This is a genomic window from Amycolatopsis sp. NPDC054798, assembly GCF_053611505.1.
Map to the genome: position 1 here is coordinate 1 of NZ_JBSHAM010000146.1, position 15,082 is coordinate 15,082.

Sequence of the window (15,082 nt, forward strand, 5' to 3'; positions counted from 1 at the left end):
GTCATGGGCTCCTTGAGGGAATCTGATTCCCTCAAGGAGCCCTTCACGGACCGTCAGCCGGGGCGAACCGTTCCAGCCCGAACAGCTCGAACAACGCCTGCTGCCGGGCCGTCCGATCGGACAGGATCCGCCGCGTGCGCGGACGTCCGCCGGTGGACCGGTGCCGCAGCACGGTCTCGCCGATCCCCCGCAGCTGGTCGAGCAGCTCAGCCACGGACAGGTTCATTCCGGCCCGGTCGGCCTCCCGCCGCATCAGGTGCGTGACGGTCGCGGCGAGCACCGACACCAGCGTGTGCACCGCGATCCGGTGCGAAGTCCAGTCCCATCGCGGCGACGGGCCGGCGACTGCGGACCCGGTGAGCCAGCGGAACGTCGAGTCGAGGTACGTCCGGGCGCGGTAAGCGGTGACGACCTCGGCGACCGGCCAGTCCCGGTCCGTCACGAGGATCTGCTTGCCGAAAAACTCCTCCGCCAGCCGGGCGACCGCGGCTTCGTCCACCCGCCGCTCCAGCCGGAGCTCCCCGGCCCGGCTGCCCGTCAGGGTCGTGTTCAGCACCCGTTCCACGCGCCGGCCTCGGATGATCCGGGACATCTCCGCGTGCACCTGGGTCCGGTCGCCGCGATGCGTGCCCGCCGCTAGTGCGGCCGCGAGCCCGTCGAGTTCCCGCACCGTAGTGCTCAATTCGCTGGTGAACGCCCGATACTGCGCCGCGTGCAGCGTCGCGGAATGGGTGAGGATGACGCGCCGGCGGGCACCGTCCACAGTCGCCAGCGTGTCGAACGCGGTCAGCCCGGCGAACCGTTCCGGGTCCACTCGCCGCCGCACTGACGCCGGTCGCGCGAGCAATTCCGGATGGTCCGCCAGCGGAAGCGACCCGACGAACCCGGTCCGCGCGCCGAGGTCTAGCTGGGCGGCTTGCCCGGCGTGGAAGATCAGCGTGACGTCCGTGGCTGGATACCGCTCCCCCAGCTCGGCGGCCAGTGCGCTGAAGGTAGGTGCGTTTTCCCTTCGATAGCACCGAGATGCCAGCGGAATCGCCCCGTCTCGCGTGACGACCAGGCCGAGCCCGGCCAGCACGTCCTGACAGGCCGACGGCAGCGTGCAATCCGCGGCGGTGAACGCGGCGAACTGCGCGACGTCGACGGCCAAAGCCTCCGTGCCGTCGTCGCCCAGCAAATCCAGAACCGCTTCAGCGACAACGGTTTCCACGCCGGCGATCCGTTCCGGAGTAAGCCGCTGCAACGCCCGCCAATGGCTCGCAGTCGTGATCGAGCCCTTCGGCGGCCGCGGCCGGACGAGATCCTGTGCCAGGCAGCCGGACCACCACTCCTCGAACTCCGTCTCCGGCGCGGTCGCCCGGTGCAGCACGGCGAGCGCGACGTGGAGGCCGAGAGTCGGCCGGGCCCGCTGCGGTCCGGCGACGGCATCGACGCGCCGGACGAGATCGAGCCGTTGCAGCGTCCCCCACACGGCGGAAACATCGCCGAACGACCGATGCCGCGCCCCAGCCGCCTCCGGGCCTCCGCCGGCCACCGCCGCCGCGATGTCCTCGGCGGTCCCGAGATAACGCTGGCCGACCACGCGCGGTTTGCCGTCGACGCGCGCGGACTCGGCGAGGTAGTAGTACGTCCGCCCGCCGATGCGCTTCCCGATCACTGACGCCACCCTTTAGGTAATACCGCCGCCGCACCGCGCCGACAAGCCCGCAACCTGCGGGGATGATCACCTCGGCCTCCTCGCGCGCGCCGTGGCGGGCTAAGAGCTGGCTGGTCGCGGCGGCCGGGTCCTAGCGTGGCGGGAATGGAGCCCGAAGCTGGCGTGACCACGCCCACCCCGTCGGCCATGCGCCGTGCGCTCGCCCGCGCGCGGGACGGGAAGACGCTCGACGTCGCCGAGGCGGCCGTGCTGCTGCACGCCCGAGGCGACGACCTCAAGACTTTGTCCGACCACGCCTCCCGCATCCGCGACGCGGGCCTCGAAGAAGCCGGTCGCGCGGGGATCATCACCTACAGCCGCAAGGTGTTCATCCCGCTGACCCGGCTGTGCCGGGACCGGTGCGGCTACTGCACCTTCGTCACTGTCCCCGGCAGGCTCGAATCGCCGTTCCTGTCGCCGGACGAGGTGCTCGACATCGCCCGCAAGGGTGCGGAGATGGGCTGCAAGGAAGCCCTCTTCACGCTCGGCGACCGGCCGGAGGACCGCTGGAAGGCCGCGCGCGAATGGCTGGACGCGCACGGCTACGACGACACGCTGTCCTACGTCCGCGCGATGGCGATCCGGGTGCTCGAAGAGACCGGCCTGCTGCCGCACCTCAACCCGGGTGTCCTGAGCTGGCAGGACTTCCAGCGGCTCAAGCCGGTCGCGCCGTCGATGGGCATGATGCTGGAGACGACCGCGCGCCGGCTGTGGAGCGAGAAGGGCGGGCCGCATTACGGTTCGCCGGACAAGGATCCCGAGGTCCGGCTGCGCGTGCTGGAGGACGCCGGACGCAGCTCGGTGCCGTTCACCACCGGCGTGCTCATCGGGATCGGCGAGACGCACGAGGAACGCGCCGACGCCCTGTTCGCGATCCGCAAGACCGCGCGCGAGTACGGCGGCATCCAGGAAGTCATCGTGCAGAACTTCCGGGCCAAGCCGGACACGAAAATGCGCGCGACCCCGGACGCCGACCTCGAAGAGCTGGCCGCGAACATCGCCGTCGCCCGGCTGGTGCTCGGGCCGCGGATGCGCATCCAGGCGCCGCCGAACCTCATCGGCGACCAGTACGACCTGATGATCCGCGCGGGCATCGACGACTGGGGCGGCGTTTCGCCGCTCACGCCGGACCACGTGAACCCCGAGCGCGCGTGGCCGCAGATCGACCTGCTGGCCCGGCAGACCGAGAAGGCCGGGTTCGCGCTGCGCGAGCGGCTGACCATCTACCCGGAGTACGTGAAGCGCGGCCAGCCGTGGCTCGACCCGCGTGTCACGCGGCACGTCGCGGCGCTGGTCGACGGGGAGACCGGCCTGGCCCGCGACGGCGCGATGCCGGTCGGGATCCCGTGGCAGGAGCCGGACGGCGGCTGGGAGGAATCCGGCCGCACCGACCTGCACACCGAGATCGACACCACCGGCCGCACCGAGGACCGCCGCGGCGACTTCGATTCGGTCTACGGCGACTGGAAAGAGATCGGCCGGAAGATCAAGACCGGACCGCAGCGGTTCGACACCGACATCCGGGATGCGTTGCGCAGCGCGGAAAGGGACCCCGCCGGGCTGTCCGACGACGCCGCGCTCGCGCTCCTGCACGCGGATGGGCCGGAACTGGACGCGCTCACGAAGCTGGCGGACGACCTGCGGCGCGAGGTGGCCGGGGACGACATCACCTTCGTTGTCACGCGGAACATCAACTTCACCAACGTCTGCTACACCGGCTGCCGGTTCTGCGCCTTCGCACAGCGGAAGACCGACGCGGACGCGTACACACTGTCGCTGGAGCAGGTCGGCGAGCGGGTGGACGAGGCGTGGGCCGCGGGCGCGACCGAGATCTGCATGCAGGGCGGGATCCACCCGGATCTGCCGGGCACCGCGTACTTCGACCTCGCGGCCGAGGTGAAGCGGCGGCAGCCGGACATCCACCTGCATTCGTTCAGCCCGATGGAGGTCGTGAACGGCGCGTCGCGGACGAATCTGTCCATTCGCGACTTCCTGATCAGGGCGAAGGAGTCCGGAGTGGACTCGCTGCCGGGCACCGCGGCGGAAATCCTCGACGACGACGTGCGCTGGGTGCTCACCAAGGGCAAGCTGCCGACCGACGCGTGGATCGAGGTCGTCACCACCGCGCACGACATCGGTCTGCCGACCACGGCGACGATGATGTACGGCCACGTGGACAACCCGAGCCACTGGGTCGGGCACCTCAAGCTGCTGGCCAAACTGCAACGCGAGGGCGTGGAACGCAACGGGCGGCGCGGGTTCAGCGAGTTCGTGCTGCTGCCGTTCATCCACCAGAGCTCGCCGATCTACCTGGCCGGGCTCGCCCGCGCGGGCACGACGCTGCGCGAGAACCGGGCGGTGCACGCGCTGTCCCGGCTGCTGCTGCACGGCACGTTCGACAACATCCAGAGTTCCTGGGTGAAGCTCGGCGAGGAAGGCAGCCGGGCGGTGCTGCAGGGCGGCGTCAACGACATCGGCGGCACGCTGATGGAGGAGACGATCAGCCGGATGGCGGGCGCGGCGAACGGGTCGTACAAGACGATCAGCGACATGCGCGCGATGGTCGAGCCGCTCGGACGCCCGCTGCGGCAGCGGACCACGTCGTACGGGACGCCGACGGACGAGCGGATCGCGGCGGCGCAGGCGTCGGACGGGGTCGCGACGGCGGTGCGGAAGCCGTTGCTGCCGTTGCTTACGCCCTGATCAGCCGGTGCGGTGCAGCCGCCAGAGCGTAATAGCCAGCTGCAACCGCAACCGGCCGGAAGGATCGCGCACTGGCCAGCCGAGCAGGTGTTCGGCGTGGGCCAGGCGCTCCTGCAGGGTCGAATGGTGCACTACCAGCGTGTTCGCGGCGGCACGCAGGCTCGGAGCGCCCGCTACGGCGACCAGCGTGGGCAAGACCCACGCGGCCGTCGTGCGGGCGTTCTCCAGGCTGGTGACGTCCGCGACCGGTGTGGTTCGCGGGCCGACCGCGTCGGCGAGGACCGCCAATCCGCCAAGTTCGGCGTAGTCCACAACGGACGGTCCAGGGTCGTCTCCGGTGGCCGTGAAGCGGAAAGCCGTCCTGGCTTGTTCGCCGGACAACGGCAGGTCGGCCAGGTTCACTACGGTCCCCAGTCCGGTTCGGGCGCGCTCCGGCGGAGTCCACTGTGGAGGGACGACCAGCGGTACCGCGTCGCTCACGACCGCCCGCGCGGTCGTGCCGAGCCCGAGGCGATGGGCGGCGCGGAGCCGGGTTTTCTCGTCCGCGGACGCGTCGAGCACCACTTCGACCGACGCCGGATCGACGACCCGGCCGCGCGTGCGGTCCAGCACCGACCGCGCCGCCGCGGCCGCGCGCTCCAGCACCATCGCGTCCACCGGGCTCGCCGGACCGGACCGTTCCAGCCACAACGCGACCGGCCCGTCCGGGCGCACCGGAGCCGCCGGCCATTCCGGATCGGGCGGCTCGGCCGAAGGCACCACGCGCCCGTCCGGCTCGACGCGGACGCGCACCCGGCGTTCGTCGTCGGCCAGCCGCGCGGGGCAGCCGGACAGCACCGCCGCCCCGCGCACGATCGGCTCCAGCCCGGCGCGGCCCTCGACCAGCCGGTCGAAATACGCGATGACCTTGACCGTCTCGGCCGCGCCGGGGTCGAGCGCGCTCAGCCTCGTGACCAGCTCCCTCATCGGTCCATCATCGCTCTTCCGGTTCAGCCGAGCAGCCGCCGCAGCCACGGCAACCGCTCGGCGCGGGCCTGCTGCGACAGCGCTGCCTGCGGGGCCGAGCCGTCGAAGCCGTGGAAGGCGCCGGGCCAGACGTGCAGTTCCGCCTGCACCCCGGCCAGCCACAGCCGGTTCGCGTAGGCGACGACCTCGTCGCGGAAGGTCTCAGTACTCCCGACGTCGAGGAACGCGGGCGGGAGGCCGGACAGGTCTTCGGCGCGCGCGGGCGCGGCGTACGGCGAAACGTCCGGGCCGCCGCGAGCGTCGCCGAGCAGGGCCGTCCAGCCGACGTTGTTCGCGGTGCGGTCCCAGCTGCCCATCTCGGCCATCTGGATCGCCGACGGGGAGTCGTTGCGGTCGTCGAGCATCGGGTACACCAGCAGCTGGCCGAGCAGTTCCGGGCCGCTCCGGTCCCGGGCGAGCAGCGCGGTCGCCGCCGCGAGCCCGCCGCCCGCGCTCGCTCCGCCGATCACGACCCGGGAGGCGTCGAAGCCGTACTCGGCGGCGTGCTTGACCGTCCATTCCAGACCGGCGTAGCAGTCCTCGACCGGCGCCGGATGCGGGTGCTCGGGCGCGACCCGGTAGTCGACGCACACGAAACCGAGGCCCAGTTCGGTCGCGTACTCCTTGAGGACGTACAGGTCCCCGCCCTTGTGGCCGCCGATGATCATGCCGCCGCCGTGCAGCCAGTACAGCACCGGGACGTCGACCGCCCCGGCCGGGCGCGCGACGATCAGCGGGATCGGACCGCTCGGCCCCTCGGCCTCCACTTCGGACACTTCGAGCGCGCCGTCGGCGGTGATCTCGTCCAGCGAGATTTGCCGCTTCGCCGCGGCCGCGCGCACCGCCGGGATCGACTCGAGCGTCTTGATCGGCGGACGCTCGGCCGCGAGCACTTCGAGCGCCGCGGCTAGCTCGGGGTCGAACGGGAGCGGCGGATAGGCGGTCATGTCGGGGGCCTCCTGGACGGGATCGGGTACTGGACCCATCCTCGCCGCCCGGGTGCCGGAAGCGGCCAGCCGGGCGGCGGGAATCTCCCGCCAAGTGGCGGGTTAGCGGGTCAGGCTGATCGCGTTCTTCGCCCGCTCGACCGATTCCTCCGGCGCGGGTCCCGTCGCGTTTTCGGTGGCCAGCGCCTGGTTCAGCTCGACGAACGGCCGCATCCGGGTCTCGTAGTCGTCGATCGAGTCCGCCAGGACGTACGCGCCGACCAGCGCGAGGCTCGTGCCCTGCCCGGAAAGAGCGGACGCGCAGTACCCCGCGTCGCCGACCAGCGCCACCCGGCCGGTCGTCCAGCGGTCGAGGTGGATCTGGAGCATCGCGTCGAAGAAGAACGTCCGGGAGTCCGCCATGGCCTCGACCAGGCCGGGCACCGGTCCGCCGACCTCGCGCAACCGCTCGGCGACGAGCTTCTTCTGCTCCGCGACGTCCCGGATCTCGCGGTACTCCGGCTCGCCGAAGCCGAGCGTCACCCGCAGCTCCTCGTTGCCGGGAACCGGGTAGACCGCGCCGCCGACGCCCTCGCCCTGGAACCAGAACTGCCAATCTTCGAGGCCGAGGGTGTTGGCCGCCGGGAAGATCGCCAGGTACTGGCCGAGGTAGCGGCGGAACTGGTCCTCCGGGCCGAACGCGAGCCGCCGGACCGCCGAGTGCGCGCCGTCCGCGCCCACGATCAAGTCGAACGTGCGCGGCTCGGCCCCGGCGAATTCCACCCGGCCGGAGTCGGCGTCGAGCGAGGTGATCTGTTCGCCGAAGCGATACTCGACGTCGGCCGCGTGGTGCAGCAGCTCGACCAGGTCGTCGCGGAGGATCTCGATGTCCGCGCTGTCGAGCCGCCCGCTGCTGTAGGTGCGTTCCTCGGAACGGAACACTTCGGTGCCGGACGCGTCGAGCATCGACATCCCGCGCATCCTCGTGCGCTTGGCCCGGACCTGCTCGCCCAGGCCCATCCGCTCGATGACCTCCAGCGCGACCCCGCGGATGTCGACGGCCTGACCACCGCTGCGCAACCCCTCGGCGCGCTCGACGACCGTCACGTCGTAGCCGTTGCGGCTCAGCCAGTAGGCCGACGCGCATCCGGCGATCCCCGCTCCGCTAACCAGTGCTTCAGGCATGTCCTGCCCCCTCTGTACGCTGCTTCCTCACCTGGATGAACCTGCCCTGACCTGGTTTTGCCTGCCAAAACTGACCTAGTACAGATGACCCCCTGACCTAGTACAGACGGGACGCCGATGCCGACCGAACCGCCGTACCTTCGGATCGCCGCGGTCCTGCGGGAGGAGATCTCGCAGCTGCCGCCGGGTGCGAAAGTGCCGTCTACGCGCCTGCTGGCTTCGACGCACGGTGTCGCGACGGCCACCGCAGCCAAGGCGCTCGACGTTTTGCGCCGCGAGGGCTTGCTCCGCGCCGAGCCGCGGTCGGGCCATGTCGTCGCCGGTCAGCCCGCAGCGGACGAGGCGAAACGGCCGATGCTGACCCGGGACCGGCTGGTGCGCACGGCGATCGCGATCGCCGACGCGGAAGGCGTGGCGGCGTTGTCGATGCGCGGGCTTGCCGCGCGGTTGGGCGTTCCGGCGATGGCTCCGTACCGGTATCTGTCCAGAAAGGACGAACTGATCTTCCTGATGGCGGACGCCGTGTACGGCGAAATCGGTTATCCGGCGCGGGAACCGGAGGGGTGGCGGGCGCAGCTGGAGCTGTCGGCGCGCACGCTGTGGTCAGTGCACCGGCGGCATCCGTGGCTGGCGCATCTCGTACCGCTCACCCGGCCTTGGCCGCTGCCGAACCTCGCGGCGCACAACGAACGCGCGCTGGCCGCGTTGTCGGTGTTCGGGCTGAACTCGGCTGATCTGTGCGATCTGAATGTGTTGTTCTACAACCACATTCAGGGCACTGCGATGCATCTGGAGCGGGAGCGGCACGCGATGGGCGCGACGGGGATCACCGAGGACCAGTGGATGGAGACGCAGGCGCGGGGGTACGCGGCGTTGACGGGGTCGGGGCGGTATCCGGTGCTGGCGCGGATGGTGTCGGATCTTGCCGAGGGGTACGAGCTGGATCTGGACAAGCTGTTCGAGATCGGGCTGCAGGCGTTGCTGGACGGGCTGGCTGTTCGATATCCGGTTGGCGGGGCGAGTGCCGGGCGGCAGGATCAGCGGGTGTGAACCGCTTCCGTCTCGTTCCCGCGATCCGCGAATGACGCGACCTCGGGTGCGGTGTCATCGCCGCGACGGTTTCGAGGCGAGGCGACATCGTCACCTGGCTGGACTTCGGCGTACCGGAGGACGGCCGCTAAGCAGTCAGCTTCAGAATGTCGATCCCGCGCTTGTTGTCGGCCACATACGCGTACCCGTCATGCCAGTACGGGGCCCACGAAGCCGCGTCCGCCGGCCGGAAGTACGCGATCTGGGTCGGGTTCGACGGATCGCTCACGTCCAGGAACCGGGTCCCCTGCGCGTAAAACGACTGCACCAGCACATTCCCGCGCAGGTCGAAGTAGTGCGCCGAGCAGTCGTCGGACACCGGGTCGCTGCCTTCCTGCCCGGCGACGCCCCAGGTGCCGACGCTGCGCATCCGGAACGGCTTCTCCGGCGTGGACCGCCAGCCTTCGCCTTGGTACGAGCCTTCCAGCGACGAGATGGTCAGCACGCCGTCGCCCGCGCAGCCGGGGAGGAAGCTTTCCTCGGTGGCGTACACGAGGTCGTGGCCGCGCCAGGCGCCGTCGTCGCGTGCGCCGACCGGGTGGAAGCTGTTGTGCAGGAACTTCGACGGCGCGGCGGTTTCCGACACTCCGCCGCCCGCGTACGGCACCGGCTTGAGCGCCGTCGCCATGCGATAGCGGTGCTGCACCGGATCGCGGTGGAGGCCGGACGTCCAGTAGCCGCGCACGCCGCCCGCGCCGGACACCCACGCGACGCCCATGTTGTCCACCTGCACGTCGTGCACGTAGTCGGTTTTGCCGTCGTTGCGGGCGAGTTCGATCGGGTCCGGGTGCACCTTCGGGTCGCGCGGGTTGCGCACGTCAGTCACCCAAATCGGCCGGCCGCCCCAGTCCGCGGGCTGGTTGTCGGCCTTCGCCGGGCCGCCGGTCCAGAGGTAGCGGCAGTCGTCGACGCAGCTGGTGGTGTGGCCCGCCGGGACCTTGACGTAGCTGAGGATTTCCGGCTTTTCCGGATGCGCCACGTCGACCACGTAGATCCCGGACTCGCCGGTGTGCGTGTTGCCCTTGAACGCGCGCGGGTCGCGGGAGAGGAACACGAGCTTGCGCTTCGCGTCGACCTCGGTGTCCTCGGTTTCCCACAGCCCGGGCAGGCTCAGCTCGCCGATCGCGCGCGGCTTCGCCGGATTGTCCGTCAGGTCGTAGACCTTCAGGCCGAACTGGCCGGACACCACCATCACGTCGCGTTTGCCGTAGCTGAGGAAGTTCGCCGAGATGGCCCCTTGCGCGTCCGGCACATTGCCGACCGGCTCCACGCCCTTGATCGCTCCGGGATCGCCCAGGGAGTGCTTCGCCTCGGTGACCGGCTTGTCGTCTTCGCAGGCCGCCGCGGGCAATCCGGTGGCGACGAGAGTCGCGGCCGCGGTCGCCATCGCCAGTCCGGAACGAATCCACCAACGACGCACGCGAAACCTCCAGGAGACCCCAGTGTGACGGAAGTACTTTAAGCCGGTCCCTAACCGGACACAACCGCCTTTCGTTGCTTTCCACCTGGTAGTAAGAAGCATGCGATCGCGTCTGCTGGTCCCGCTCACGCTCGCCGCCGTCGTCTCGGGCGGCCTCTCCGGCTGTTCGTCGTCGGCCGAACCCACCCGGCCCGGAGTCCTGACGGTCGGCCTCGGCGAACCCGGCACCCTGCTGCCCGCCGACGTCACCGATCCGTCCGGCCGGCTCGTCACCGGCGCGCTGTGGACGCCGCTCGCCGATTACGATCCGGCCAGCGGAAAAGTCACCCCGCGCGCGGCCGAATCGATCAGCAGCGCGGACCGGGTGACCTGGACCGTGCGGCTGCGTCCCGGCCGGTTCCACGACGACACACCGGTCACCGCCCAGTCCTATGTGGACACCTGGAGGGCGATCGCGGGCCATCACTGGGCAAGCTCCCCGGTGCTGACGAAGTCGCTGCGCGCCAAGGAAATCACCGCGGTCGACGGGAACCAGCTGCGGATCGTGCTCGCCGCGCCGTCGAACCAGGTGCCGGCCTGGCTGTCCGCGCCCGGGCTCGTTCCGCTGCCCGCGTCGGTGCTGAAATCGCGCGACTGGAACGGATTCACCCGCCATCCGATCGGCAACGGCCCGCTGCGGCTGGAGGGCGACTGGCAGTCCGGCTCCGGCGGCAAGCTCGTGCGGGTCGCGCCGGATCCGGGACGGGCCAAGGAAATCGAGTTGCGGGTCGGCAAGCCGGCGGAGCAGTACGACGACGTCAAGGAGGGCAAACTCGACGTGGCCACGTCCGTCCCGGGCGAGCGGCACGAAGCGATGCACGCCGATTTCGCGGACCGGCACGCGATGTGGGCGCTCCCGCGCGCCGGGTACCTGGTGTTCTCCGCCGGCGCGACGCGATTCGCCGACCCGGCGGTGCGGCACGCGTTCGCGCTCGGCACCGACCGCAGCGCGCTGGAGTCCGGTCCGCTCGCCCACCAAGCGGACGCGGCCAAGGGATTGCTGCCGCCCGTGGTCGCGCCCGGCGAGCGGTCCGGGGGCTGCCGGCCGTGCACTTTCGACGGTCCAGCCGCCAAATCCCTGTTGAACCAGGCGGGATTCACCGGCGACGCAGCGGTGTACTACGACAGCTTCGACGGCACGTGGCCGCGGGCGTTGGCCGACGGCTTGTCGAAGAGCCTGGGAATTTCGGTCACCGCGCAGCGAAAAGCCAGCTGGGGCACGCCAACCGGGCCGTACGCGTTGGAAGTCAAGGCTGTCTCGCCGAGCCCGGCCGACCTCCTGCACACTCTCGCCGAGGCCGCCGGTTACACCGACGCCGGGTTCGCCGCGGACCTCGACTCCGCCGAAACCACCGCGTCACCGGAAGAAGCCGCGCAACTGTTCCGGGTCGCGGAGAACGAGGCCCTGCGGGATCTTCCGGCGGTTCCACTGTGGACTGGCCACGGCCATGCCGTCTGGTCGGCCCGGGTGCACGACGCGGTGACGGTGCCGTTCGCCGGGATCGACCTCGCGCGGCTGCGTGATTAAACCCGTGCGTGCCGCGTCAGCACTTCGCCGAACGCTGCGGTCAACGGATCGGGTTCGCTGCGGCCGTAAGCGACCAGCTCGCGCCGGATCGGCTTGCCAGGACGCAAAACCCGGCCGCTGAACTCCGCAGGCAGCACATTCGCCGGGACCAGCGCGGGCCCCAGCCCGGCCGCCGCGAGCAAGGGAGCGGCCGCGGTCTGTTCCGTGCGCACCGCGGGCCGCGGCCGGAACCCGGCTTCGGCGCAAGCAGCGTCGAGAAGTTCCGCCAAGCCGTGACCAGGCGCGTAATGCACCCACGCGCAGTCGGAGAGTTCGGCCAGCTCGACCGTACCGTCCGAAGTGGACTCGGTCGCGCCGTCGGCCGGAAGCACCACGACGAACTCTTCGGTGCCCAGCGACCGCACCGGGCCGGCCCACCCCGCCGGACGCGGGCCGATCGCGAGATCCGCTTCCCCGGCCAGCATCGCGTCGCGCAGTTCGTCGGCGTGACGGTATTCGAAAAGCCGCACGTCGACGTCCGGCCGCTCGCGCCGCCACACCCGGAGCGCGGGCGGCAGCACGCCGAGACTCACCGAGTAGACCGTGGCGATCAGCAGTTCTCCGGCGACCTGGCCGGACGCCTGCCGGGCCGCGCACCGGGCGCGTTCGGCGTCGGCGAGCGCGGCGCGGGCGTGCGGCAGCATCGCGCGGCCCATCGGCGTGAGCCGGACCGAACGCGGCAGCCGTTCCAGCAACGGCCCGCCGACACTGTGTTCCAGCGCCCGCATCTGGTGCGAAAGCGCGGGCTGCGTCACGTGCAGCTGCTCGGCGGCCCGGGTGAACGAACCGGTGTCGACCACCGTGACCAGGTACTCGAGCTGCCGCAAACTTGTCATAAGCCCAGTTTATCGAAGCGGTGATAACTAAGCCTTGGACTCATCAGCGAGACAAGGTCAAGATCGAAGACATGAGCAGCACACGCGTGGCCCTCGTGGCCGGGGCCAACGGGATCATCGGCCGGAAACTCATCTCCCACCTGCGGACTCTCGACGGCTGGGAGGTGCTCGGGCTCTCCCGTCGCGGCGGGCCGGGCAGCCTCGCCGTCGACCTGCTCGACCCGGCGAACACCCGGGCGGCACTGTCCGGCGTCGGCGCGACGCATCTGTTCTACGCGGCCTACCAGGACCGGCCGACGTGGGCGGAACTCGTGCCGCCGAACGTGGCGATGCTGGAGAACCTGGTGAACGGCCTCGACGAAGGCCCGCTGGAGCACGTCAGCCTGATGCAGGGCTACAAGGTCTACGGCGCGCACCTCGGCCCGTTCAAGACTCCCGCCCGCGAAGCCGACGCCGGACGGCACATGCCGCCGGAGTTCAATGTGGACCAGCAGAAGTTCCTGGAACGCCGGGCCGCGGCCGGCGGCTGGTCGTGGTCGGCGATCCGGCCGTCCGTCGTCGGCGGGACGACGCTGGGCAATCCGATGAACCTCGCGCTCGTGATCGCGGTCTACGCCTCGATTTCGAAGGAACTCGGCCTGCCGCTGCGGTTTCCCGGCAAACCCGGCGCGTACGACAGTCTTCTGGAGATGACGGACGCGCAGTTGCTCGCCGAGGGCACGGTGTGGGCGGCGACGTCGAGCCGCAACGAAGCGTTCAACATCGCCAACGGCGACCTCTTCCGCTGGCGCGAGCTGTGGCCGAAGCTGGCCGCGTACTTCGACCTCGAAGTCGCGCCGCCGTTGCAGCTGCCGCTGACCACGGTCATGGCCGACAAGGAACCACTGTGGACGGAGATGGCGGCGAAGCACGGCCTCACCGCGTCATACGCCGACGTCTCCTCGTGGGCCTTCGGCGACTTCGTGTTCTCCTGGGACTACGACATGTTCGCGGACACCTCGAAGGCACGCCGCGCCGGTTTCCACTCCTATGTGGACACTGAGCAGATGTTCTACCGGCTGTTCGACGAGTTCCGCCGCGACCACGTCATCCCCGGCCGATGAACGGCATCGTGGTGGCGGTGATGGTGAGGAACTGGACGTTGGCGTCCAGCGGCAATCCCGCCATGTAGAGCACCGCGTCGGCGACGTGGCCCGCGTCGAAGGTCGGCTCGGCCAGCAGCCGACCGTCGGCCTGCGGGATGCCCGCGGCCATCCGCTCGGTCATCTCGGTGGCCGCGTTGCCGATGTCGATCTGCCCGCACGCGACGTTCCAAGCACGGCCGTCGAGCGAAATCGACCGGGTGAGGCCGGTGACGGCGTGTTTGGTCGCGGTGTAGGCGACGCTCGCCGGGCGGGGCGCGTGCGCGGAGATCGAGCCGTTGTTGATGATCCGGCCGCCCTGCGGTTCCTGGTCCCGCATCAGCCGCACGGCCTGCTGCGCACAGAGGAACATGCCGGTGAGGTTCGTGTCGACGGTGCGCCGCCAGTCCTCGACGGACAGCTCCGCGACGGTGCCGCCGAGCGACACCCCGGCGTTGTTCACCAGCAGGTCCAACCGGCCCCACTCGTCGCGCACCGCGGAGAAAAGCGCCTCCACCGAAGCGGGATCGGCGACGTCTGTGGGCACGACCAGCGCGTTCGCGTCCGAACCCGCCGTCTCGCGCAAGGCGTCCTCGCGACGTCCGGCGAGCACGACCCGGTACCCGGCGCCGAGCAGCGCCCCGGCGATCCGACGGCCCAAACCGGAACCCGCCCCGGTGACCACCGCAGTCTTCTCCGGCACAGTCTTCTCCCGCACGCGGCCTCCTCGAAAGTCCGTTCGCCCGCACGTTGCCATATCGCGGCACACTGGGCGCATGGGACCACGTGACACTCTGCTCGCCGGCATCGCCAAACAGCTGGGCCATCCGCGGGGCCGGGCCGGGCAGGCTGTCGTCCGGCTGCTCAACAACGTCAACCGCGGGCCGGTCACCGGAGCGGTCGAGGCGCTGGGGATCCGCCGCGGCGAAACCGCGCTGGACCTCGGTTTCGGCGGCGGGCTGGGGCTCGACCTGCTGTTGCGGGCCACCGAGGGCGGCACGGTGCACGGCGCGGAAATCTCCGAAACCGCGCTGGCCCGGGCGCGGCGGACGTTCCCGAAGAACCTCGCCGCCGGACGGCTGGTGCTGCACCAGGCCGGAATGGCCGAGCTTCCGCTGGAGGACGGGACGATCGACGCCGCGCTGACCGTGAACACGGTCTATTTCGTGCCCGACCTGGTCCCCGCGTTCGCGGAGGTCGCGCGGGTGCTCACCAGCGGCGGCCGGTTCGTCGTCGGCGTCGGAGATCCCGAAATGATGCGCGAGATGCCGTTCACCAGCCACGGTTTCCGGCTGCGCCCGCCGGAGGAGATCGAAAAAGCGCTCGCGGACGCGGGTCTCGAACTCCGCCGCCACGACCGGCTCGGCGACGGGCCGCGGGCCTTCCACCTGCTGGTCGCCGGGCGCTGAAAAGGACGGGTCCCCCGCTTCCGCAGAAGTCCGTGAAGGGGTACATGTGGGGATAATATTAACAAAAAGAGAGCCACAAGGCGCAA

Annotated in this window: 12 protein-coding genes; 5 read left to right on the top strand and 7 right to left on the bottom strand. The window is 70.5% G+C overall.

Annotated elements, in window-relative coordinates; all coding sequences use genetic code 11:
• Positions 1-43: 43 nt before the first annotated feature.
• Positions 44-1,666, bottom strand: coding sequence for an IS1634 family transposase (locus ACWGIC_RS42150; protein ID WP_452081550.1), 1,623 nt, complete (start codon positions 1,664-1,666; stop codon positions 44-46).
• Positions 1,667-1,801: 135 nt separating this feature from the next.
• Here ACWGIC_RS42150 and ACWGIC_RS42155 point away from each other — a divergent pair, with 135 nt between their 5' ends.
• A complete protein-coding gene (locus ACWGIC_RS42155) occupies positions 1,802-4,399 on the top strand; it encodes a bifunctional FO biosynthesis protein CofGH (RefSeq protein WP_452081551.1) in 2,598 nt (865 codons plus the stop codon).
• Here the strand turns inward: ACWGIC_RS42155 and ACWGIC_RS42160 are convergent, their stop codons facing one another.
• The 3 genes from ACWGIC_RS42160 to ACWGIC_RS42170 form a co-directional block, all read right to left on the bottom strand.
• Entirely contained in the window at positions 4,400-5,365 is a 966-nt protein-coding gene (locus ACWGIC_RS42160; RefSeq protein ID WP_452081552.1) for a helix-turn-helix domain-containing protein, read from the bottom strand.
• 23 nt (positions 5,366-5,388) lie between these two features.
• A complete protein-coding gene (locus tag ACWGIC_RS42165) occupies positions 5,389-6,351 on the bottom strand; it encodes an alpha/beta hydrolase fold domain-containing protein (protein ID WP_452081553.1) in 963 nt (320 codons plus the stop codon).
• A gap of 102 nt (positions 6,352-6,453) precedes the next feature.
• The gene (locus ACWGIC_RS42170) at positions 6,454-7,515 is read right to left on the bottom strand and encodes an FAD-dependent oxidoreductase (RefSeq protein WP_452081554.1); all 1,062 of its coding nucleotides are present in this window, start codon (positions 7,513-7,515) and stop codon (positions 6,454-6,456) included.
• A gap of 117 nt (positions 7,516-7,632) precedes the next feature.
• Between ACWGIC_RS42170 and ACWGIC_RS42175 the strand changes: the two genes are divergently transcribed.
• Complete coding sequence (locus ACWGIC_RS42175) at positions 7,633-8,565, top strand: TetR/AcrR family transcriptional regulator C-terminal domain-containing protein (protein WP_452081555.1); 933 nt, start codon at positions 7,633-7,635, stop codon at positions 8,563-8,565.
• 127 nt (positions 8,566-8,692) lie between these two features.
• Here the strand turns inward: ACWGIC_RS42175 and ACWGIC_RS42180 are convergent, their stop codons facing one another.
• A complete protein-coding gene (locus tag ACWGIC_RS42180; protein ID WP_452081561.1) occupies positions 8,693-9,991 on the bottom strand; it encodes an LVIVD repeat-containing protein in 1,299 nt (432 codons plus the stop codon).
• Positions 9,992-10,124: 133 nt separating this feature from the next.
• On the opposite strand from ACWGIC_RS42180, the gene ACWGIC_RS42185 reads away from it, so the two are divergent.
• Positions 10,125-11,591, top strand: coding sequence for an ABC transporter substrate-binding protein (locus tag ACWGIC_RS42185; RefSeq protein ID WP_452081556.1), 1,467 nt, complete (start codon positions 10,125-10,127; stop codon positions 11,589-11,591).
• Here the strand turns inward: ACWGIC_RS42185 and ACWGIC_RS42190 are convergent.
• The gene (locus ACWGIC_RS42190) at positions 11,588-12,466 is read right to left on the bottom strand and encodes a LysR family transcriptional regulator (RefSeq protein ID WP_452081557.1); all 879 of its coding nucleotides are present in this window, start codon (positions 12,464-12,466) and stop codon (positions 11,588-11,590) included. The two genes, ACWGIC_RS42185 and ACWGIC_RS42190, sit on opposite strands and share 4 nt — an antisense overlap.
• Positions 12,467-12,537: 71 nt before the next feature.
• Here ACWGIC_RS42190 and ACWGIC_RS42195 point away from each other — a divergent pair, with 71 nt between their 5' ends.
• Positions 12,538-13,569, top strand: coding sequence for an SDR family oxidoreductase (locus tag ACWGIC_RS42195; protein WP_452081558.1), 1,032 nt, complete (start codon positions 12,538-12,540; stop codon positions 13,567-13,569).
• Here the strand turns inward: ACWGIC_RS42195 and ACWGIC_RS42200 are convergent.
• Entirely contained in the window at positions 13,553-14,305 is a 753-nt protein-coding gene (locus tag ACWGIC_RS42200) for an SDR family oxidoreductase (protein ID WP_452081559.1), read from the bottom strand. The two genes, ACWGIC_RS42195 and ACWGIC_RS42200, sit on opposite strands and share 17 nt — an antisense overlap.
• A 58-nt stretch (positions 14,306-14,363) precedes the next feature.
• Here ACWGIC_RS42200 and ACWGIC_RS42205 point away from each other — a divergent pair, with 58 nt between their 5' ends.
• Entirely contained in the window at positions 14,364-14,996 is a 633-nt protein-coding gene (locus ACWGIC_RS42205; protein WP_452081560.1) for a class I SAM-dependent methyltransferase, read from the top strand.
• Positions 14,997-15,082: the final 86 nt, after the last annotated feature.

Excerpts from the sequence above, each read along its gene's own strand:
- ACWGIC_RS42155 (WP_452081551.1), top strand. The coding sequence starts at position 1,802 with ATGGAGCCCGAAGCTGGCGTGACCACGCCCACCCCGTCGGCCATGCGC.
- ACWGIC_RS42160 (WP_452081552.1), bottom strand. The coding sequence starts at position 5,365 with ATGAGGGAGCTGGTCACGAGGCTGAGCGCGCTCGACCCCGGCGCGGCC.
- ACWGIC_RS42165 (WP_452081553.1), bottom strand. The coding sequence starts at position 6,351 with ATGACCGCCTATCCGCCGCTCCCGTTCGACCCCGAGCTAGCCGCGGCG.
- ACWGIC_RS42170 (WP_452081554.1), bottom strand. The coding sequence starts at position 7,515 with ATGCCTGAAGCACTGGTTAGCGGAGCGGGGATCGCCGGATGCGCGTCG.
- ACWGIC_RS42175 (WP_452081555.1), top strand. The coding sequence starts at position 7,633 with ATGCCGACCGAACCGCCGTACCTTCGGATCGCCGCGGTCCTGCGGGAG.
- ACWGIC_RS42180 (WP_452081561.1), bottom strand. The coding sequence starts at position 9,991 with ATGGCGACCGCGGCCGCGACTCTCGTCGCCACCGGATTGCCCGCGGCG.
- ACWGIC_RS42185 (WP_452081556.1), top strand. The coding sequence starts at position 10,125 with ATGCGATCGCGTCTGCTGGTCCCGCTCACGCTCGCCGCCGTCGTCTCG.
- ACWGIC_RS42190 (WP_452081557.1), bottom strand. The coding sequence starts at position 12,466 with ATGACAAGTTTGCGGCAGCTCGAGTACCTGGTCACGGTGGTCGACACC.
- ACWGIC_RS42195 (WP_452081558.1), top strand. The coding sequence starts at position 12,538 with ATGAGCAGCACACGCGTGGCCCTCGTGGCCGGGGCCAACGGGATCATC.
- ACWGIC_RS42205 (WP_452081560.1), top strand. The coding sequence starts at position 14,364 with ATGGGACCACGTGACACTCTGCTCGCCGGCATCGCCAAACAGCTGGGC.